This window comes from Paenibacillus sp. J22P90 (assembly GCF_059692195.1).
In genome coordinates, this window is the sequence record NZ_JCAUAY010000002.1 from 472,358 (window position 1) to 494,092 (window position 21,735).

Annotated in this window: 20 protein-coding genes and 1 other RNA gene; 7 read left to right on the forward strand and 14 right to left on the reverse strand. The window is 44.2% G+C overall.

All coding sequences use genetic code 11. The annotated features are described in order from the left end of the window. Window positions 1–8: 8 nt before the first annotated feature. The 5 genes from AC58UX_RS06910 to AC58UX_RS06930 form a co-directional block, all read right to left on the reverse strand. Window positions 9–1,874, reverse strand: a complete 1,866-nt coding sequence (locus AC58UX_RS06910; protein WP_497250822.1) for a FecR family protein — start codon at window positions 1,872–1,874, stop codon at window positions 9–11. A 24-nt stretch (window positions 1,875–1,898) separates the two neighbouring features. Further along, a complete protein-coding gene (locus AC58UX_RS06915; protein ID WP_497250824.1) occupies window positions 1,899–3,746 on the reverse strand; it encodes a CHASE2 domain-containing protein in 1,848 nt (615 codons plus the stop codon). Between the two features lie 170 nt (window positions 3,747–3,916). Further along, entirely contained in the window at window positions 3,917–4,150 is a 234-nt protein-coding gene (locus AC58UX_RS06920; protein ID WP_028556576.1) for a ferredoxin, read from the reverse strand. Between the two features lie 67 nt (window positions 4,151–4,217). Then, window positions 4,218–4,721 (reverse strand): molybdopterin-guanine dinucleotide biosynthesis protein B, encoded by a 504-nt coding sequence (gene mobB, locus AC58UX_RS06925; protein ID WP_497250826.1) that lies wholly within the window; start codon window positions 4,719–4,721, stop codon window positions 4,218–4,220. A gap of 3 nt (window positions 4,722–4,724) precedes the next feature. Continuing rightward, the gene (locus tag AC58UX_RS06930) at window positions 4,725–6,026 is read right to left on the reverse strand and encodes a DNA polymerase IV (RefSeq protein WP_497250828.1); all 1,302 of its coding nucleotides are present in this window, start codon (window positions 6,024–6,026) and stop codon (window positions 4,725–4,727) included. A gap of 238 nt (window positions 6,027–6,264) precedes the next feature. Between AC58UX_RS06930 and cimA the strand changes: the two genes are divergently transcribed. Continuing rightward, window positions 6,265–7,884 carry a citramalate synthase gene (gene cimA, locus AC58UX_RS06935; protein WP_497250830.1) on the forward strand — a complete coding sequence of 540 codons (1,620 nt, stop codon included), beginning with the start codon at window positions 6,265–6,267 and terminating at the stop codon, window positions 7,882–7,884. Between the two features lie 48 nt (window positions 7,885–7,932). On the opposite strand, the gene AC58UX_RS06940 is transcribed toward cimA, so the two are convergent. After that, window positions 7,933–8,469 carry a TlpA family protein disulfide reductase gene (locus tag AC58UX_RS06940; RefSeq protein WP_497250832.1) on the reverse strand — a complete coding sequence of 179 codons (537 nt, stop codon included), beginning with the start codon at window positions 8,467–8,469 and terminating at the stop codon, window positions 7,933–7,935. 174 nt (window positions 8,470–8,643) lie between these two features. Between AC58UX_RS06940 and AC58UX_RS06945 the strand changes: the two genes are divergently transcribed. Then, a complete protein-coding gene (locus AC58UX_RS06945) occupies window positions 8,644–9,906 on the forward strand; it encodes an MFS transporter (protein WP_497252099.1) in 1,263 nt (420 codons plus the stop codon). A 40-nt stretch (window positions 9,907–9,946) separates the two neighbouring features. Then, entirely contained in the window at window positions 9,947–10,366 is a 420-nt protein-coding gene (locus tag AC58UX_RS06950; protein ID WP_497250834.1) for a M67 family metallopeptidase, read from the forward strand. On the opposite strand, the gene AC58UX_RS06955 is transcribed toward AC58UX_RS06950, so the two are convergent. Genes AC58UX_RS06955 through AC58UX_RS06965 form a run of 3 tightly spaced genes read right to left on the reverse strand, consistent with a single transcriptional unit; the run spans window position 10,360 to window position 13,653 of the window. After that, window positions 10,360–11,094 carry an exonuclease domain-containing protein gene (locus AC58UX_RS06955; RefSeq protein WP_497250836.1) on the reverse strand — a complete coding sequence of 245 codons (735 nt, stop codon included), beginning with the start codon at window positions 11,092–11,094 and terminating at the stop codon, window positions 10,360–10,362. The genes AC58UX_RS06950 and AC58UX_RS06955 overlap by 7 nt on opposite strands. Before the next feature lie 51 nt (window positions 11,095–11,145). Next, window positions 11,146–12,213, reverse strand: a complete 1,068-nt coding sequence (locus tag AC58UX_RS06960) for a DUF294 nucleotidyltransferase-like domain-containing protein (RefSeq protein WP_497250838.1) — start codon at window positions 12,211–12,213, stop codon at window positions 11,146–11,148. A gap of 54 nt (window positions 12,214–12,267) precedes the next feature. Then, window positions 12,268–13,653 (reverse strand): ammonium transporter, encoded by a 1,386-nt coding sequence (locus AC58UX_RS06965; protein WP_497250840.1) that lies wholly within the window; start codon window positions 13,651–13,653, stop codon window positions 12,268–12,270. A 306-nt stretch (window positions 13,654–13,959) separates the two neighbouring features. Between AC58UX_RS06965 and AC58UX_RS06970 the strand changes: the two genes are divergently transcribed. Both AC58UX_RS06970 and AC58UX_RS06975 read left to right on the forward strand, forming a co-directional pair. Further along, entirely contained in the window at window positions 13,960–14,400 is a 441-nt protein-coding gene (locus tag AC58UX_RS06970) for a MerR family transcriptional regulator (RefSeq protein WP_497250842.1), read from the forward strand. 22 nt (window positions 14,401–14,422) lie between these two features. Then, window positions 14,423–15,112, forward strand: a complete 690-nt coding sequence (locus AC58UX_RS06975; protein WP_497250844.1) for a zinc metallopeptidase — start codon at window positions 14,423–14,425, stop codon at window positions 15,110–15,112. A 54-nt stretch (window positions 15,113–15,166) separates the two neighbouring features. Here the strand turns inward: AC58UX_RS06975 and gltC are convergent, their stop codons facing one another. Then, entirely contained in the window at window positions 15,167–16,051 is an 885-nt protein-coding gene (gltC, locus tag AC58UX_RS06980; protein ID WP_497250846.1) for a glutamate biosynthesis transcriptional regulator GltC, read from the reverse strand. A gap of 157 nt (window positions 16,052–16,208) precedes the next feature. Between gltC and tpx the strand changes: the two genes are divergently transcribed. After that, entirely contained in the window at window positions 16,209–16,727 is a 519-nt protein-coding gene (gene tpx, locus AC58UX_RS06985) for a thiol peroxidase (protein WP_497250848.1), read from the forward strand. A 48-nt stretch (window positions 16,728–16,775) separates the two neighbouring features. On the opposite strand, the gene AC58UX_RS06990 is transcribed toward tpx, so the two are convergent. After that, window positions 16,776–17,165 (reverse strand): DUF1499 domain-containing protein, encoded by a 390-nt coding sequence (locus AC58UX_RS06990; protein ID WP_497250850.1) that lies wholly within the window; start codon window positions 17,163–17,165, stop codon window positions 16,776–16,778. 146 nt (window positions 17,166–17,311) lie between these two features. Continuing rightward, window positions 17,312–18,658: an Nramp family divalent metal transporter gene (locus tag AC58UX_RS06995; RefSeq protein WP_497250852.1), complete on the reverse strand. Its 1,347-nt coding sequence runs from the start codon at window positions 18,656–18,658 to the stop codon at window positions 17,312–17,314. Window positions 18,659–18,986: 328 nt separating this feature from the next. Between AC58UX_RS06995 and xylB the strand changes: the two genes are divergently transcribed. Next, a complete protein-coding gene (xylB, locus tag AC58UX_RS07000) occupies window positions 18,987–20,510 on the forward strand; it encodes a xylulokinase (protein WP_497252101.1) in 1,524 nt (507 codons plus the stop codon). Between the two features lie 54 nt (window positions 20,511–20,564). On the opposite strand, the gene ssrS is transcribed toward xylB, so the two are convergent. Together ssrS and AC58UX_RS07010 are read right to left on the reverse strand one after the other, a co-directional pair. Next, window positions 20,565–20,746: non-coding RNA, 6S RNA (gene ssrS, locus AC58UX_RS07005), on the reverse strand. A 49-nt stretch (window positions 20,747–20,795) separates the two neighbouring features. Next, window positions 20,796–21,632 (reverse strand): YesL family protein, encoded by an 837-nt coding sequence (locus tag AC58UX_RS07010; RefSeq protein ID WP_497250854.1) that lies wholly within the window; start codon window positions 21,630–21,632, stop codon window positions 20,796–20,798. Window positions 21,633–21,735 lie beyond the last annotated feature (103 nt).

Sequence of the window (21,735 nt, forward strand, 5' to 3'; positions counted from 1 at the left end):
CAGGAATCTCAAGGTCCGTCAATGAATCTTGAGTCAATCTCATCTGGAGTAATAATAATCTTCACAATGGATTGCCCCATCTTCCTTACAATTACAATTTTACTCACGCTTATATGATCATCACCAGAGGTTAACATCGGAATACTTACTAACTTTTTCGTCCCATTGACTGGAATGTTATTTGCATTCCCAAATTTGGTTACAGCATAAATTAGTTCATTACGTTCTTCACTACCAGGACCAGATTCATATGCTTTGATATAGTCAGCACTCGTTTCGGCCTCTGTTGGTGTTGCATGAAAAATATTTTTATTTGTTAGAGGTACTGGAGCAAAATAAGATGTATTAGAACCATAACTTAAATGAACTTCCACTGCATAGATATCATTTTGTTCAGTAAAGTTAGCTAGATTAATATTAAGATAATAAGATAACGAAGAAATTGGGATTATATTTGGCACTTCCGGATTAATCAGTGTTTGTGGTGTGACTAAATCTTCAAAGTCAACTTCTTCTATGTCCAAACTTACTTTTGGCTTCTGAACTTCTGGTACCGATCCCGGATCTGTGCCTTGATTAGGGATTGTAATTGGCACATCCTTCTTCGGTGGATTCTTATCTTCTTCAAATTTCTGTTTTTCTTGCTCCGTCATACCCGCCTTCAACTTCGCCTCTGCCTCAGCCTTTGCTTTCTCCTCAGCAGCTTTCTTCGCTTCCTCAATTTTTTTCTTTTCTTCTTCAAGCTTTTTCAACGCAGCAGCCAGCTTTTGCTTCGCTTCCTCTGCTTTTTTCTCACTTTCCAGCTTTGCTTTCAACTTCTCTTCTTCTAGCTTTTTCAGCGCTTCTTGTTTCTTCTTCTCTAGATCTGGATCGACACCAGCCGTTGTATCCAACGGTTTAACTTTAGATAAATCTAGTTTTTTATCTTCTAGGGAAATCTTTTTATTCGTATCCTCAATAATTTTATCTAAGGACTGTTGATTAAATTTATTCTCAGCCAATGCTCCCTTAGCAATATTACCGACCAAATTATCTAAGTTTTGTTTAACTTTATCTAAATCTGATAAATTTTTAATACTCATGGAAGTTTGGTCATTTAAAATAATACCCGCTTCAAGCTCTTTTTTCTTTTTCTCAATAAACGCTTCGTTCTCTTTATCCATTTCTGCTTTGTTTAGAATCAACTCTTTAATGATTTCTGGAGATGCTTGTTTGATAAAGTCTTCAAGATCGAGGAATTCCACTTTCAAATCCAAATCCAATGTTTCATCACGATCATCCAGCGAGATTTGTTGGGTCGGATATAAGTAAGTAATCGATGTCGTCTGCGTATCATCCGCATTAGTCGTCACAGTCGATGCGGAAACTTTCCCAGCACCTACAGCCATTTTCGTTTTACCTGTAACAGGGTCAACCGAAACGAAGAATTGTGTTCCACGCACACCCATGACCGCAGTTGGCGTTTCCACTTCAAATTCATCATCCGCGCCAGCCAACGATTTCACCTTGACCCACATGGAACCCGCCCAAACCTTAAGCTTGGACTTCTTATTGCCATTCGAGGAATTAAGATCTGAAACGTTTAACTCGGCATTGTCACTTAATGTGACATCAGCGTCACCGCTTGCTAAATTAAGCGTTACGGAGGAGCTGTCCCCGGTGTATACCGTATCCCCTTGGTTTAAACTCATATTCTGATACGCATCATAAGTTTTAGAGCCGCCGCCCTTTTTAATCGTCACGTCTCCAGATAAGGCTGAAATAATAGCAACACGTACTGTTTTCGCTCCCACTGGCGCAGTGAACAACACAGATACTAAACTAAACATCAAGCTAAAGCTTAATAGTATGGATAAAAATGATTTATTTCTCACTCTGCATGCCTCCCAGCAACTTTCTTATATATGTCCGATAACTTCGTACACAGCAACCGGTTTTTCTTTCCCTTTTACTTTGATCTCGCCGATAGATTCGATTGCGAATAAACCTTTGACACGCTCATACGTCTGTTCACTTATTAAAATTTGTCCAGGCTTCGCATTGGATTCAAGACGTGCCGACAAGTTAACGGTGTCCCCGATGGCCGTATAGTCTAGTCGCAGATCCTCGGATCCAATATTACCGACTACCGCTGAGCCGCTATTGATGCCTAACCCAAATTTCACGCCAATCCCATAATTCTTTATCAATTTCTGCTCTAGAATATCCGCTTGAGACTTCATTTCAATCGCAGCACGCACGGCCATTTCAGGGTGATTCTCATATTCAATCGGCGCACCAAACATCGCCATAACCCCATCACCAATGAATTTATCCAACGTACCATTGAACTTGAAGATTGCTTTGGTACATACATCTAGATACTCATTTAGCACCTGAATTACTTGTTCCGGCTCGAGTCGTTCCGACATCGGTGTAAATCCGCGAATATCAACAAATATCAAGGAAATATCCTTACGACTTCCACCTAGCTTCACATCTTCACCGGATTGAAGGAGCTCGTCCACAACGGTTTTGGAAACGAATCGTCCGAAGATACCCGTAACCCGATTCCGTTCCTTCCGCTCTTCTAAGTAATGGCTAACCAATGACCACACATAGATCGTAACCAGCGCAAATTGCGGATACACCAGCGGTAGGAATAATGACCCAATGCTATAAAATCCTAACCAAATTAAGCCATATACCACAAACAATCCTATGAAAATGAATAGTGCCGTTTTTCCATTGAATTTTTCAAATAAGAAGATTGCTAGCAAGGAAATAAGTAGAATAATCACTACACCAGCTGATTTCGAAGCCTCATTATAAAAAACACTCTCTAACAAGGTTTGAATCATATTGGCATGAATTTCAATTCCGAACATTTTGACCGAGGAGATCGGCGTAGGGTATTCATCCTGCATAGCAGTAACAAATGGACCTACGAGCACAATGCTTCCTTTCAAAGGTAACGGTTTCGTACTATTAAGCACATCAACGAATGACAATAGTTCATAACCGGTAGTTGCATCTACCTTTTGTCTTGGCTGTGTAAAGAACTCTGTCGTTACCTGATTTCTTTCGTTCGTTGGTACGACTTCGGCCCCGCGCTTCCATTCTCCAGTTGCTGGATCACGCTTCACCTTTTCGTTGTCATCTAAAACTAAATTCGCAAGAGCAACGCTGAACGCGGGTATATAAGTACCTTTCTCATCTGGCAATCCAACCGGCAGCTTACGTGCTTTACCGTCTTTATCAACAAACACGTTAATATGTGCCATCTGATCTCTTTTGGTCGTTAGGGTTGAGGAGGGATAATCAATTCTTTCAGGAACTAGTTCGCCTGCTGTCTGTTGCTTGGAGGGGTAATTGATTTGTACTGGCAAAATAATATTAGAATACTTGGCTAGCACATCAGCTAACGCTTTATCGTCAGCCGGGTTCTTTGAAGGCTCTGCAAGCACAACGTCGATCCCAATTGCGGCAGCGCCGGATTGCTCCAACTTCTCTATGACTTGCGCATATGTACTTCGATCCCATGGAAACTTTCCAATGGCAGAAAGTGATTTCTCATCGATTTTAACAATCTTGATGCGATCATCCGGCTGACGTTCATCGACCGATTTCGCGCCGCGCAAAACATCTTGGAGTGGACCTTCAACAAAGTAAAATAAACCGCTCGAGTTCACTGTGTAGAAATATGTCGAAATTACCATCAACAATAGTCCTACTACTAAAGTCTTAATCCATTTCTTCTTACCCATATAATCCTCCCCGAGTTTACTAGTTTCATTGTAAGATGCTATGTAGGAATTGGCAATAAATTGTTACAAATTTCACGCCTTTTCAGCAAAAAAAGAGCTCATTTCCGTATAGGAAACGAGCTCTTTCGACATTTCGTGATATTTCCACAAAATGATACTTTAATTTATGATTAGCTAAAAGGTGAATCCGCAACTTTAATGGAGTCTGTTGGGCAGCCATCTTGAGCATCTTGTAGATCATCAAATAGATCTTCAGGAATTTCAGTAACCCCTTTGTTTCCATCACCATCAAAAATTACTTCTGCCAAACCTTCATCATCGTAATCATAGATATCTGGAGCTGTAGCTCCGCAAGCGCCGCAAGCGATGCAAGTATCTTTATCAACGAATGTATACTTAGCCATGTTTTCTACTCCTCCTCAAATTATCCTCATTGTAAAATATAATATAAATACGGACAAAGTTCAAACCTTAAAATTGACAATCCAGAAAATACTGCTCAATAAAGTTTGCAATTCCACTAATATCATCCAAATCGAATAGCGGATGGCTGCCATCCTGATCTTGCAAAGCTAAATCGGTCGCAGCAGCTATAGGGAATGGAACGAGCGCCTCAATCATTTCTTTTTGTTCTATTGTACGATAAACAGCGATCTTTGGATGCTTTTCCTTCTTGAATCCTTCAATAAAAATAAAGTCAAGATGGGCATAGGCTAGCAACTGCTCTTCCAAGCTTGGCGTTTCCTTCTTCTCATAAACATGTATGGCATCAGGAGAGAGGGTAACGACAACATCTGCGCCCGACTCGACAAAAAACGTAGAGTCCGCTCCTTTCGCTTCTTTATAATGTCCATGCGCATCATGTTTCATTACCGCTATTCGGTGGCCGCGCAGCTTCATTTCAATAATAAGCTTAGCAACCAACGTGGTTTTCCCGCTATTGGAATATCCCGCGAAGCCTAAGCAGTGAGCCATGTCTCACTCCCCCATATCTTTGTGAAGCGGATTATTTCGCAAATGATCCATTTGCAAAGACGTTCCTCTCACTTTGTGATTTCGTATTAAAGAAGATGGGTCGTCGCTCATCATGCCTGCGGTAAGAATGACACCTTCGCCAAATTTATCCCGCAGTCCGTCCATCACTTTATTCAAATTCTCCCTGCGCGGCTGTTTTTCGTAATCAAATAAATCTAGCTGAACGTAGGATTCTTCCTTGGCAATCAAATTTTGCAGCGTAATACCTAAGAGTCGAACAGGGCTCCCATCTTCCCATTGATGATCATAAAGCTGGCAGGAGGTCTTATAAATATCATCCATATGTTCAGTTGGCGTAGGCAGTGTCAGCGATCTCGTTATCGTCCTCATCTCAGGATCACGGATCGTGATCTGAATCGTTGACGTCATGAGCTCTTGCTTGCGCAACCTTCTTGCTACCTGATCAGCTAAATTAAGCAGAACGCGATGAATTTCTATGCGATCCGTATAATCCCGGGGCAACGTCGTCGTATGGCCGATTGACTTACTCTGTTCATGCTCTGGATTCACCAGAGAGTGATCAATCCCATTGGCAGAGCGCTTCAAGTGCGCCCCCAAGACGCCAAAGTGCTTACTTAACAAAGCATCGTCGCCCACGGCCAACTGCCCTAGCGTATGGATCCCGAGTCGGGTCAGCTTTTCCGCTGTTTTTTTACCGATCCCGTATAAGTAGTTACAAGGCTTGTCCCAAAACACAGTAGGTACATCCCTGAGCCGCATAACTGTGATCCCGTTTGGCTTTTTCATATCGGAGCCCATTTTGGCCAATAGCTTATTTGGAGCTACACCAATCGAGCACGGCAATTTCAATTCTTTCATTATTCTACTTTGAATCTGATTTGCAATTTCAAGCGGTGTTCCGAACTGTTTGGACCCTGTGATATCAACAAAACACTCATCGATCGACATAGATTCTACCATCGGTGAATATTCATAGACTATCTGCATAAACCGCCTCGAGAAATTGCGATAGAGATCGAAGTCAGGTCGGATTAAAATGAGATCGGGACATATTTTCAACGCTTGCCTAACTTGCATGCCCGTCTTGATCCCTACCCTCCGAGCTGCATATGATGAAGTAACGATAATCCCCTTACGCAGCTCGACACTCCCAGCAACAGCCAGAGGTTTCCCCTTATATGTGTCAGGCTCTACTGCTTCATGAACTGAGCAATAGAAAGCATTCATATCAATATGTAAAATGACTCTGCCTTGCTTGGGATAATGATGCTCAGTGGACACCATATGTATAACCTCCCAGGTGGAATGTAATGAGATTTCAGAGCCGTCTATTCGAGTGAAACATAACCATCTGGAGATGTCAAAAAAATAATCATTCATGCAAACGCAATTTTACGTTATGATGTCTTTAGCGGTACATTTATGTTATAATCGTAAATTATACATTAGCGCTTTAAAGCAAGCGAAACTACTTACAATACTTACATCGACGACACTTTGCTAGCTTTTGAAGGAGGAACCCATGCCAACATCAGTCAAAATCTTCGACACCACCCTACGAGACGGAACGCAAGGAGAAGGAATCTCCCTATCCGTAGAGGATAAAATTAAAATTGCCCGTAAGCTCGACGAGCTTGGGGTTCATTATATTGAAGGCGGATGGCCGGGCAGCAACAGCAAAGACATTGAATTCTTTGAGCGGGCTCGCACGATGACTTTCAAGAATGCCAAGATCACTGCGTTTGGCAGCACAAGACGGAAAGACTCGCTTGCCGCGGATGATATTAACTTAAATCGACTCGTTGAATCCGGCGCTCCAGTCGCTACGATTTTCGGCAAGTCCTGGGACTTTCATGTGACTACAGCGATTCAAACTACGCTCGAAGAAAATTTGAATATGATTTACGACTCCGTACTCTTTTTGAAAAGCAGCGGAATGGAAGTTATTTATGATGCCGAGCATTTCTTTGATGGCTACAAGAATAATCCTGATTACGCCCTGCAAACGATCAAAAAAGCGCAAGACGCTGGAGCGGATTGGATTACGCTGTGCGATACGAATGGTGGTTCCTTGCCGAACGAGATTACAGCGATCGTAACAACCGTGACACAGCACGTTTCTACACCTGTAGGCATTCACGCCCACAATGATTGTGAATTAGGCGTAGCGAACTCGCTTGCTGCCGTACAAGCCGGCGCTAGACAAGTTCAAGGCACAATCAACGGCTACGGAGAGCGCTGCGGGAATGCTAACTTGAGCTCCGTCATCCCTAACCTACAGTTGAAGCTCGGGTATGATGTCATATCCCCAGACCAATTGAAATCACTTACGTCCGTTTCGAGATATATCAGTGAAATTGCCAACATGCACATGCCTGTTAACCAGCCTTATGTCGGGAATGCAGCATTTGCTCATAAAGGCGGTATCCATGTCTCTGCGATCCTAAAAGACGCAAGCACGTATGAGCATACGAAGCCTGAGTTTGTTGGAAATAAACAGCGTGTGCTTGTTTCCGAGCTAGCCGGTCAAAGTAACGTGCTTGTTAAAGCACAAGAACTTAACTTGGATTTCAACAAAGAGCACCAGAAAACCAAAGAAATCATTGAGAAGATCAAGGAAATGGAACATCAAGGCTATCAATTCGAAGGCGCGGATGCAACGCTCGAGCTTCTGCTACGTGAAGCATTCGAAGGTCTTGAAGAAATTTTCACCCTTGAATCCTTCAAAATGCTCGTTGAGAAAACCGCCAATCATGCGGTTGTTTCAGAAGCAATCGTCAAGGTCAAAGTACATGGCGAAACGATCTATACCGCGGCTGAAGGCAATGGTCCTGTCAATGCGCTCGATAACGCTCTACGCAAAGCGCTCATTCAGTACTATCCGGATATTAAGAATATCCATCTTTCTGACTATAAGGTGCGTGTATTGGATGAGAAAGGCGCGACTGCCGGTAAGGTTCGCGTCTTGATGGAAACAACAGACTTCAACACAACCTGGAATACACTTGGTGTATCCAGTAACATTATCGAAGCTAGCTGGTATGCGCTTGTTGATAGCTTGCGTTACGCCCTCATCAGCCGTAAACGCGTTGAGCCTGTTAACAAAGAGCAACAAGAACGTCTAGGCTTAGTGAATCATTAATCTATGCGAAAAAGCTGCAAGAGCCTCATAGCTCTCTGCAGCTTTTTTTCATTCTTCCTTCAGAAGACTCGCCATCTTCTTGTCGAGCTCCTTCGGGGAAAGCACATGAATGATGTCACGGATCACGCCATTTTTATCTATCAAAAAGCTTGTGGGAATCGCGATAACATTGTAGGTGTCCGCATTCGTTCCTTGTTTATCAAGCAGCACCGGGAAAGGATACTGATACGTGTCCACGAATTTTTTAATGTTGTCCATTTTATCCCCAGGCGTCACATTCACCGCATAAAGATCAAATTTCCCTTCGTATTTCTTATACAAATTGACAAGATCAGGCGCTTCTTCCTCACAGGGACCACACCAGGACGCCCAGAAATTCACGAACATCGGCTTTTCGCGCGGACCACCAACGGAATAATCTTTCCCATCTAACCCTTGCAATGTAAAAGAAGGAGCCAAGAAATTCACTTTTGCCGCTTGCTCGCTTGGCATTAGCGTTTGTTTATTTTCATGTCGCACATTTTGATAAATCGCAAAGCCCGTCAATAGGACGACGAAAGCAATCACGATGAGATTCTTCTTCACAGTATCAACCTCCACTCCCTCTATATTATCTCCAAATGAACGAAAATTCCAACATCGCATGCGGAAGTATGCTTTCTTCCAATTAGGGAAAAGTAATCCTACTCTTTGCGATGAAAGGATGTTCACATGAAGCAAGCTGCCATTAAGCATAAGGGGAAGGCCCCGGTTAATCCCATGCATGTTTACGAATACGAAGAAGAAGAATCTTCCAACAAACAAAAAACTGGAACCAGCGAGAAAGGGAGCATCTGGCAATATCTCGCCTTTGCCTCCATTCCACTCGTACTGGTCCTAGGCAATTCCATGCTCGTCCCCATCCTACCGGACCTACAAGAGAAAATGACGATTTCCCGTTTCCAGAGTTCGCTGATCATCACATTATTTTCACTGACTGCTGGCATTATCATTCCGGTTTCCGGTTATTTATCAGATCGATTTACCCGCAAGGCTGTCATTATCCCCTCGCTTATTGTGTACGGTTCTGCTGGGATTCTGGCAGGGTTTGGCGCCGTTTGGAACTCGTACCCTATCCTTATCACTTCACGCGCTTTACAAGGCCTTGGAGCGGCAGGCACAGCCTCTATTGCCATGGCCCTAGTCGGTGATATCTACAAGGGAGCTGAGGCCAGCAAAGCGCTCGGGCTCATCGAAGCCTCCAACGGCATCGGCAAAGTTGTTAGTCCCATTTTAGGTTCACTGCTTGCGTTAATCGTTTGGTTCGCGCCTTTTTTCGCATTTCCGCTTTTTTGTTTACTCGCTTTACTTGCCGTTATTTTTATGATCAAAGAACCTGCCAAAGAGAAAGAAGCTACGCCGCTTAAGCCATATTTAAAGCAAATCAAGACAATCCTGAAAAGCAAAGGTCATTGGCTGCTGCCTGCCTTTTTTGCCGGCTCGATCACCTTATTTATTTTATTCGGTGTACTTTTCTATCTCTCACAGATATTAGAAGAGAAGCCTTACAACATTGAAGGCGTACGCAAAGGACTTGTCCTCGCAATCCCTTTACTCTGCCTTGTCATCACTTCTTATACCACAGGAGCTAAAATCAAGCAAAATGGTAAACTCATGCGTTGGCTTATGAATATCGGCCTTATGATCATGGTCATATCACTGTCTTTAGCTACATTCCTCAATGGGAACCTCTATATCTTCATCGGCTTATTATCACTTAGCGGGATAGGCACAGGACTTCTCCTCCCATGCTTGAACACACTCATCACCGGGTCGGTCGAGCGCGAGCAACGCGGCATGATCACCTCGCTATATAATAGCTTGCGTTTTATCGGCGTCGCCTTCGGTCCGCCTTTATTCGGTTGGCTCATGAGCATCTCGCATAAGACACTTTTTATCACGGTTGCCTCATTGTCCTTGCTGATGCTTACCTTAGTCTTTTTCTTCATTAAGCCCCAAGCAGAATTGGCCGAACAAACGTGATATACTAACCTCATTCGATGTCATGTGAGGGGGAGCGACTGTGAGCGTACATTTAACTAGGACGTTATATGATGAAATCATCACGCACAGCTTGCGCTCGCTCCCCAACGAAGCATGCGGCCTCCTTCTAGGAGAAAACACTCCCACACACACGCATGCACACACATTTATCCCACTTCGCAATCACGCCATTGAGCCAACAAGACAATTCATCATTAATCCTATCGACATGCTACCCTTTCTGACTGATAGCAATCGTCCCATCATAGGCATCATTCATTCACACCCAACAGCCGCCCCAGTCCCTTCAACTGAGGATCTTCTTACATTGTGGCACACCATTCCGACCCACTGGATATTATCGTTACAAGATCCAGAGCATCCAAACCTTCAAATTTATCGCCTAAAAAAAACCACCACTACCGCATATCACAAACTTTCGTTTGTCATCGGTCAATGATGGCTTAATAACGCATATAAATCGCCGAGCGTATCTACATCTCTGGCTCTTATTTCTTCCATGAATCGAGACCATAACTCCGCCGTCATAAGCGCATCTTCTAGCGCGTGATGGCGTACAGTAACGGGAATGTCATAGGCGTGAAGAAGGGAGTCTAAGCTTAAATTTTTACGTTTAGGCATAAGCCATTTCGCAATCATCATAATATCCAGCACACGATGCGACAAGCTTACTTTCGACGTACGCCATAAGGCCGAGTTGAGAAAGTTTTTATCATGGCCAATGGCATGCGCAACTAATATTTTCTGTTGTACGAATTCCAAAAAATCACTTAAAACACCAATTAATTCAGGCGCATCACTCGCCATTTCATTCGTTATTCCGGTAAGCTTCACGATGTCATCTGGAATCTTACGCTTGGGGTTCACCATTTTATAAAAAGTATCCTTCGTCTGTACTTCACCGCCAATAACGGAGACTGCACCAAACGAAATGATCTCATCCCCGTTATATGGCGAGAAGCCAGTCGTTTCCAGGTCAAACACCACAATTTCCATAGAATGCAAGGGAATTTCAAACAGTGAATCCTTCCGTTGCTCCTTCAGCATCGACCGAATGAAAGCCATTTGCTGCGCACTTTGGGCATCAAACATCGAGGTTAGGGCTGGCGTTAAGCCACCCATTTTGTATAAATGCCACATCCGACCTGCTGGACGCATATCTTTCACGCGTGTCACCTCTCCCTATACGACGAAACGTGATTTCCGATTCCGATATATCTAACCTTTTTCTCTCTCTATGTGGATTCCAATGGATTTACTAACATATTTCTGCAGTTCAATTCCTGACCGCAGACATCGCTTCAATTGCACGCGCGTCTCCTTATTCAGCTGATCAGCTGTAAGCTTACCTCTCGTCGTATATTTCTCCTCATCAATTTGGAAAGGAGTGCTATCTCTCAGCTTGAGTGCGATGCTAAATGCAACTTCCCAATCGTTGGCGATCTGGTCTGAAACAACACCAAGCGCCTTCAGCTGCTTTATTCGTTCTAAGGTAGAAGCAGCCAGTATACCAGCTTGAATCGCGAGTAGCCGAATCCCGTTTACAATCGGAATATACGCGCCATATTTGATATCAAACCCGCCCGCATCTTCGCCATATCGTTCTGTAATTAAATGATTAAATACACCTAATGAAATTTTGTGATGGAGCGTATTCGATAGCAAATATTTCAGTATCCCCGGATGCTCTTGAACATAAGTTAGAAACGATTGCTTCAGTTGCGTCACCAACACTTCAGAACCATGAATACAACGCATATCTGCCATAATGAGGAGGTAACGCACATTCTCCCAATCAGGCTCCTCAAACCATCCGATCATCATCTCCGTGTATCCTTGCAGCGATTTTCGCCATTGCGGATTACTAGAAATGACATTCCCTTCACACGGGGGATAACCCAACACATCCAAGCCGCGAAGAATGTACGAGGTAAGCTTTTTAAAATACTCATCTAATTCATCTTGTGTATACTTATCACTATTTGCATAAATAAGTCCGTTGTCCTGATCACTCCAGAGCGTCTGCTCTCTTCTCCCACCACTGCCTAATAAGATAAAAGCGTACTCGACAGGAGGCCTCCCATAACCTTCATCCTCTAGTAAATGCTCAGCAATCTGGGCCACCCTTTGAATCAAGGCATCATGCACTTGATTTATTTGCTGCCCTAGTTCAGTTGGATTGGAAAAAAGGAGATGCTCCCGAAACATCTCATGTACCTGATCTCTGGTTATACGCATTTCATCGAATTGCTCCGAGAGATGAATGCGTTCCAGGATCCGTTCCATCGAGAGATGATTCATGTTGCATCCCCTTTGCTCTGCTAGAAATTATATAAGTGATTAAACGGACACGCCGTTTTGAGCTGCTTTTTTCATTTGCTCTGGGTAGCCATAAGAACCATGCTCAGACAGATCCAGACCAATGATTTCTTCCTCTTCTGTAACACGAAGACCGATCGTTGCTTTAAGAATACCAAGGATGATGAAGGAAAGGACGAGTACGAATGCCAATGCACCAGCTAGACCAAGCGCTTGAACACCTAGTTGGTGCAAACCGCCGCCGTAGAACAATCCAGCGCCACCGATTCCTACTTTAGCAGAAAGCTCAGGCGTTGCGAACAAACCAGTGGAAAGTGTACCCCAGATACCAGCAATACCGTGTACAGAGAACGCGTAGATCGGATCATCGATACCTGCTTTTTCGAACCATTGTGCCGTGAAGAATGTTACGATACCCGCTACTGCACCAATAACGATTGCAGCCCAAGCGTCTACGAACGCACATGCTGCAGTGATGGCAACAAGAGCAGCCAAAACACCATTCAACATGCTAGGAATATCCGCTTTACCGAAGTACATCCAAGAGATAATCAATGCAGCAACAGCACCCGCTGCAGCAGCCATGTTCGTTGTCAATGCGATATAACCAAAGAACCCATCACCCATTGCACTTAGCGTACTACCTGGGTTGAAACCGAACCAACCGATCCAAAGAATGATAACACCGAGAACAGACAATACTTGGTTGTGACCAGGAATCAGGTTTGGCGTTTTATCTTTATTATATTTGCCAATACGTGGTTTAAGCAAGATGGTTGCTACTAACGCTGCTGTTGCACCTTGTAAATGAACGACAGTTGAACCCGCGAAATCTTGCATACCCAATTTGCTCAACCAGCCGCCGCCCCATACCCAGTGCGCTACGATTGGATAGATAATGACTGTGAAAAGAATTCCGAAAATGAAGTAAACTGGAAGTTTCGCTCTCTCTGCAAAACCGCCCCATGCGATCGCAAGGGATACACCAGCAAAAGCTAGTTGGAACAAGAATTTAATACCGATTGGAACATCAGAGAAGGATAGAGATCCGAACGCTGCTGCAGCTTGATCTTCTAAACCTGTTACGAAGAAGCCCGTTTCACCGAAGAATGCATTTCCATCACCGAAGGCGAAACCAAATCCTACAGCCCAGAATGCAATAGCACATAATCCGAAAGTTAAAATCGTTTTACCGGCTACGTGACCGGCATTTTTCATTCTAGTTGACCCCGCTTCTAAAAGTGCAAAACCAGCTTGCATGAAGATGACTAAGATTGCTGCTAACATTACCCATACTGCATCAATTGCACTCTGTAGTTGTGGTGCTGTCGCCTCATCCGCTGCAAATGCGAGTGTAGGGAACAGTAATGACATAACGCCGAAAGCTAACAACAATTTCTTAACCATACGACCACTTCCTTTAATGTTAGATTAAGTAACATGTAATGAAACTCTTAATGTCATTATATACATGTTAAATGGGTTTGACAATAGGATTTTCGTTAAAAAATAGAAAAAAACGAAAAATAACCTGACATGAAACAGGCATAATTCGTGTTTCGGCTCATAGGCGATCAAAAAACACCGAATTTACCCCCAAATCCAATGTCAGGTTTGCGAAGCATCACGTTTGACTGTACGGTTTGTAATCAGTTATCATGTTTATATATAGAAGAAACAAATTGAAACCAGTGAAGTAGAGGTGAATTTAGCATGGGGAATGAGAAGCTTTATAAAATTGGGGAGCTCGCGAAGCTTGCCGAAATCAGCCCTCGTACCATTGATTACTACACCAAGCTGAACTTAATTGAACCCGAGAAAAGATCGGACACAAACTACCGTCTATACAGCGATGAAACCTTGCATCGTCTCAAGCGTATTGAATCCATGAAGAACGAGAAATATACCTTAGAGGAAATCAAAGTTCATTTACAACAGTGGAGTAAAGTGTCCTCCGATGAATCGGTGACAGATAAGCTCACATCCCTTCAATTGCACCTTGAACAATTAATGAAGGAAGCCAAAGAGCTTAGCCCGCTCGTCCAGCAATTAAAGCCCAAACAGCTAAAAAAGCTGTATCATATCCTGACACAGCCAACCGCTGCTTGCATCGAAGCACTTATTGTCCTTCTAGGTAAAAATCCGTTCTCATAATTGAATTACGGAGGAGTGCCCTATGTTATTTCACCCGATGAACATTCTAATTCTCCTTGCATTCGGTCTTTCCATCTGGGCGTCGTTCCGAGTGCGTGGAACCTTCAACAAATGGTCCAACGTGCCTGTCTACTCTCACATGACGGGAGCTGAGGCCGCGAGACGAATGCTTGATGCGAATGGCTTATATGATGTACCGGTCGAAGCTGTTCCCGGAACACTGACAGATCACTACGATCCAATAGCTCGAACAGTTCGATTATCGGAGCCCGTTTACTTTCAAAGCTCCATTTCCGCTGTTTCAGTCGCTTGTCACGAAGTGGGTCATGCGATCCAACACCAAGTTCACTATCCGATGCTGGTCGCTAGGCACAAGATGTTCCCCGTCGTTAACTTTGCTTCCGGCGTTGCACCATTCCTGATCTTAGCGGGCTTCTTTTTTTCAAGCATCCCTTGGTTATTGGAGCTCGGCATTATTTTCTTCGCAGTAGCGGTTGCTTTTCAATTAGTAACTTTACCCGTTGAATTTAACGCCAGCAACAGAGCACGCAACGAAATGATCGCGCAAGGGTTCATCGCTAATAATGAAGAACGCGGCGTGGCGAAGGTCTTGAACGCAGCTGCCTTAACGTATGTGGCTGCCGCTTTAATCTCCGTATTGGAGCTTCTGAAATACATCATGATTTTCAATGGTCGCAATAACGACGACTAAATATAAAAGCTCTCCGTTACAGGGTCCCTTCGGAACCTGTAGGGAGAGCTTTTCTCATTTGAAATAATCATATAGAAAACGTCGAAACACTTCAGCTACCAAAGGCAGCTTCACATCCTTACGGCAAATCAAACCAACGGTCCTTGTTACCTGCGGATCCGTTACACGAATTTTGACAGGCTGCATTTGGCCACTTTCCAATAATGCCATCGCTGGAAGCAAGCTAACTCCCATTCCCGCGGCAACAAGCCCCCGAATCGTATCCGTCTCTTCACCTTCGAACTCAATCTTAGGTACGAAGCCGGCCTTATTACAAGCCTCCATCACAATCGTTCGCAGCGTGTATTCTTCACTAAACATAACAAAAGGCTCATTCTTCAACTGCTCGAGTCGAATCGATGTATAGTCTGCCAAAATATGATTGGAAGGAATAATCGCATACAGCTCCTCCGTCAATAAAAGCTCACCTGTCACATGCTCATGCGATTCTGGAAAAGGTGAAATAAAGGCGAGATCAATCTCCCCTCTGGATACATCTCGAATCAAAGAGGTGTATGTACCTTGACGCAATCTAAACTTCACGTTTGGATGATTTTTCTTAAAAGCGGCAACAACCGCAGGAAGTAAGTTGATGACCAAGCTATGCGGGAATCCAATTCGAATCTCCCCTGCTTCTGGATCGAGAAATTCGTGTATTTCACCGACTGCGCGTTCTAAGTCCGTCAGAATACCTTCCACACGACTTAGAAACAAATGACCTACAGAGGTCAAATGTAGGTTCCGGCCCTTTTGCACAAACAGATCAACACCAAGCTCTTCCTCGAGCAAATGGATTTGGCGACTAACCGCAGACTGGGCCACATGGAGCTCTTCTGCTGCCTGTGTGACATGTTGTTTCCTTGCTACTTTCACAAAATATTGCAATTGTCTTAATTCCACGTGAGTAAATCCCCCGAATTAACTACTTAATAACGATGCAAACTCCTTTAATGACTCCGATTATAGCGCTATCGTAACGATTGGACAACTTATCTGCAAAAAGCTTATAATAAGTAAGTTGTTATTTAGCATGGATAATAAAGGAGGAAAACATTCAATGGCTCAAGAACGTACTGGTGTAGCTACCCTGAAAAGCAATCCGATCACTCTAGTAGGACCGGAAATCAAAGTGGGTGACAAAGCCCCTAATTTCACATTGAACAAAGATCTTATGACACAAGTTACACTTGCTGATTATGCAGGTAAAGTGAAATTGATCTCCGTAGTTCCTTCCTTGGACACAGGCGTTTGTGATGCACAAACTCGTCGTTTCAATGAAGAAGCAGCAAACCTAGGCGACAATGTAACTGTACTTACAGTTAGCGTTGATCTTCCTTTCGCACAAGCTCGCTGGTGTGGCGCTGCTGGTATCGACAAAGTGATCACATTGTCCGATTACAAGACAAAATCCTTTGGCGAAGCTTACGGCGTATTGATCAAAGAACTTCAATTGGATATGCGTGCTATTTTCGTTATCGACGCTAATGACACTGTTCAATACGTTGAGTACCTGAGCGAAATGACAGCTCACCCGAACTACGAATCAGCTGTAGAAGCTGTTAAGAAATTAGTTTAATCCTTAAAAATAAAACAGCAAGGAGGCCAAGCTTCCCTGCTGTTTTTGTTATCCATCAATTTTATATTGAGCAAGTTTACGGTCTAATTGTTTATAAATATCTAGAATTGTACGATAATTGGAGCCAAGGTCACCCATGGAACCGCGTGAAGCGGAATAAATATCAACAGCTGTTTTCACAGGATTGATAGCAAACAATGTCAAAGTTACGTCTTGCGTTCTCCCTGTCACTGTTCTGCGCTCTGCAAGAATTTCCCCTACATTCGGTACCTCATGAAGCAGTTTGTAACCTGGTGTCTTCTTTAAAACTGCCGTCACTTCTTCCCAAACCTGCTCTTTTGGCAGCTTAAAATATCTAGTTTTAAGTAAAGGATCTCTAGCCTTTTCCCCTGTCGTTTCATGACTACGTACTAATCCGATTAAAGTTCTCTTTAGCAAAAGCCCTTTCCCCCTTCAATGAAGTGCATGTAGACCACTTGCCATTTCAACACTATTCTCTATAATACCATTGATTACGCTTTAGAAAAAGAGGTAAATGAAAAATCGGAGGACAGCTCCCCCGATTCAACTGATTCTATACAATTTTATCCAAAAAATGTCCCATACAGCAAATATACGTTCAATCCTGCGATTAAAATGGCAACAAACCAACTCAAAATCGCCATCCATTTCGGTATAACGAGTTCGCCCATCTTTTTCCGATCCGAGGTGAATGTCACGAGCGGGATTACTGCAAAAGATAGCTGCAAGGATAAAATGACTTGGCTGAGAATCAGCAAATCCGTCGCTCCGCTTTCTCCGTAAATACCAATGACAATAACCGCAGGAATAATGGCAATCAATCGTGTAATCAACCGGCGAAGCCAAGGTGTTAATCGGATGTTGAGGAATCCTTCCATCACGATCTGTCCGGCAAGTGTACCCGTGAGTGTTGAGTTTTGTCCGGATGCTAAGAGCGCGACTGCAAATAATATACTTGCCGCCCCTGTGCCTAACATTGGCCCCAGGAGATGATAAGCGTCTTGAATTTCGGCGACTTCTTTCCCGGCTGAATGAAACGCGGCTGCCGAGAGAATGAGAATCGCCGCGTTCACGAATAAAGCAAGCATTAATGCGACTGTGGAATCGATGGTCGAAAATTTAATCGCTTCGCGTTTACCTTCAATTGTTGGTTCAATTTTACGCGTCTGAACAATGGAGGAGTGCAAATATAAATTATGCGGCATAACCGTCGCACCTAGAATACCTAGTGCAATATATAACATAGCTGGATTCGTTACAATCTCAGTAGTTGGAATAAAGCCTGCCGCTACAGCAGCAAATTCAGGTTGGGAGAAAATGAGTTCCATAATAAAACAAACCATAATAAGTGCAATTAAACTAATAACCATGGCCTCAATATAGCGGAAGCCTTTCTTCTGCAGCATCAGCACCAAGATCACATCTAACGCTGTCAGAATCACACCATAGATGAGCGGTAATCCAAAGAGTAATTGTAAGGCAATCGCGGCACCGATGACTTCAGCTAGATCACAAGCCGCAATGGCAAGCTCACATAAAATCCAAAGCACGAAAGACACTGGCTTACTGTAATGATCACGGCACGCTTGTGCTAAATCTCGCCCCGTCACAATACCAAGACGCCCAGATAATGCTTGCAAGAGAATAGCCATTAAATTCGAAATTAGAATCACTGAAAGGAGTGTATATCCAAATTGTGAGCCGCCCGCTAAATCGGTCGCCCAGTTTCCTGGATCCATATATCCGACAGCTACTAGGTAACCGGGTCCCACGAAGGCTAACAGCTTTCGGAAAAAACCCGCTTTTTTAGGTACTTTCATACTATGATGAACTTCAGGTAAACTTGGCATGGAGGAATCTTTGCGCCATCCGCTCGGTTCCTGGTCTGGTTTCTTCATTGCAAAATCCATAGCTTCACCCTTCTTTCGCAAGACCAATAATGTTGTTCTAGGGAAACTTTTATATGTAGTATACTACATATCCTCATCTTATGCTACAGGTAAACATTTATGTGACAGTGAAATTATTTTTCCCTAAGGAAAATTTTTATACAATATCTTCTAGTACAAGCTACTCTCAGCAAAAATTCATGCGAAAAATGGAGTTAAAAAGAAGGATATTTGAAAGCATGGGCGAATACATTGAAATAGTTATCTTTGTATATTCAATAAACAAACAAAGAATATCAAAAGAATGACCATAATTCATTATAAAAGGGTGATCCTCATGTCTTATTTTATGGGTTTAGATCTTGGTACTTCTGCGATTAAATGCATTCTCGTGGATGAAGCCGGCACTGTCATTGGCTCACATTCTGCCGAATATCCACTGCAACAACCACATCCAGGCTGGGCTGAGCAGCATCCTGAAGACTGGTGGAACGCCACCATCGCAGGCATTCAAGGTCTCTTGGCCAGCACAGGCGTATCTGCTGATGCCATAGCCGGCATCGGCTTCTCTGGCCAGATGCACGGCTCGGTCTTCCTTGACGAGGCGCAGCAGGTCATCCGGCCTGCGCTGCTCTGGTGCGATCAGCGCACCGCGGAGCAGTGCGCCTACATCGAGGCGACCGTCGGCGAAGCCGAACTCGGCCGCCTCACAGGCAATCGGGCGCTGACTGGCTTCACCGCGCCCAAGCTTCTTTGGCTCCGGCAGCATGAGCCGGAGAACTACGCCCGCGTTCGGCATCTGCTGCTGCCGAAGGATTACGTCAGGCTGCGCCTGACGGGCGCGTTCGGCATGGACATGGCCGACGCCAGCGGAACGCTGCTGCTTGATGTAGCCAATCGCAGCTGGTCCCAAACCGTCGCGGAGCGGTTAGAGATCCCGCTCGAATGGCTGCCGCCGCTCTATGAGTCCGGCGACATCGCCGGGCACCTGCTGCCGGAGGCAGCAGCGCTCACCGGCTTAGCCCCAGGCACGCCGATTGTTGTCGGCGGCGGCGACCAAGCCTGCGGCGCCGTCGGTGTCGGCGTCGTCCGCCAAGGCATCGCCTCGGTGGCGCTCGGCACTTCCGGTGTCGTCTTCGTCCACGACGACACCTATCAAGTGGATGAAGCGTACCGGCTTCATTCCTTCTGTCACGGCGTGCCAGGCAAATGGCACCGCATGGGGGTTATGCTCGCGGCTGGCGGCTCGTTTCAGTGGTGGCGCAACCACTTTGCCAGCGAAGAGCTTGAGCGCGCGCAGCAAGAAGGCAGAGACGTCTATGAAATATTGACGGCTGATGCTGCAACTGCACCGCTTGGCAGCGAAGGCTTGCTGTTCCTTCCTTATTTATCAGGTGAGCGGACGCCGCATCCTGATCCTAAAGCACGCGGCGGATTCATCGGCCTCAATCTCCGACATGAGAAAGCACACTTAACCCGCGCTGTTCTCGAGGGGATTACATTCGGTCTGCGCGATTCCATGGAATTAATTCGTGAATCGGGCATCGAAGTAACAGAGCTTCGTGTAAACGGCGGTGGAGCGCGTAGCCGCTTCTGGCGTCAAATGATTGCTGATATTTTCGGCATACCGGTGGTTACCGTCAATTCAACAGATGGCCCTGCTTATGGTGCAGCGATCATGGCTGCGTCCGGTGTGCTTCAAGTTGAAATTCCTAAACTTTGCGAAGACTGGATTCAAGTGACAGACCGCGTAGAGCCTAACCCGGTTAATCAACAAAAATATGAAGCCTACTACAAGGTTTATCGTACCCTATACCCAACGTTACAAAGCACGTTCCATCAATTAACGGATTTAGCAGAGACAATAAACTAAACAGCAAAAAAAAAGAGGTTGAACAGGAATCCTGTTCAACCTCTTTTTTATTCGAAGAAACCCGCCTATGCCGTCCGGTTTTTGTGCTTCAAACCCGCTCTCGCAGGTGGGTGTCCGCAGAGGTGTATTTGAGGTCCCCTTTCGAGGGCATGTCAGCCACACTTCGATATAGGTCTCCCTAGAAACAGTCATTGGTTTAAAACAACTTAAAACCGTTACGAGCATCGCAGATTTCTTCTGTTTTCTTATTATAGATCCAACCTCGCTGATTATCAACTGGTAGGATTATTCTCTAGTCTTGTCATTCTCATCTTTTTTATGCAGACTAATTGGTGAATCGTTCTCTACACGCTCAGCATCAGCATCATTTTCATTTTCTGCTGCTTCTGCTTCAGCCAGCTTCTGTTGTTCCTTCTCTTCCAGTTCTTGCTGTTTGGTTTGCAACTTCGTAAAGCTACGATTAAACTGCCAGAACGAGAACGTCGCAACAATCGATCCCATGAAGAAAACAACTAGGAAGAAATTGAACTTCGTTAAGCAAATGTAAACAATAACACCATTACAAATGAGCAAAACAATCGAACTAATTGGGTTACCGATGGTAATGAGGATTGAATTCTTAACAATTTGAAAAATTTTCATGTGTAAATGAACGATAATTGAAAAGAAATTAAACAAAGCAATGATCATAATAACCGTAAAAGCGATAAACAAGACGGCTAGAACTTTCAACGAGCTGCCTTGCTTTAAATAGAAGAAATAGTTCACGCCAATAATGACGAAGATGAGTACAAAGAAGATACCACCGAGCATGCTTTGCAAGTAGTTTTCTTTGTAACCGCGGAAAAACGTTTTTAACAATGGAACATCTTCTTCTCCAGTCACCCATTTCCTAGCTACTGCAAACATGGCAGTCGTTGCCGGAAATAAAGTAAACGGTGCCAAAATTGCAAGAATCGGCAGCGTCGCTTGTAACGCGTCCGGTGTTTGGCTTACCAACCCCATAAAGAGGAAAAAGAATACCGGAATCGAGCAAAGCATCCAAAGTAAATTAATAACGGAGAACCGCATAATCCACTCCGATATTCTGTACAGCCCTCCCATAACTCCCTTAAACTCCAAAACTGCTTCCTCCTTAGCGTTTCCATCTGGAAACTTTCTACGTTGATTGCTAGGACATGACGATAAGCATGTCATATTTGTCTATATTTTTAATTATAGCCTA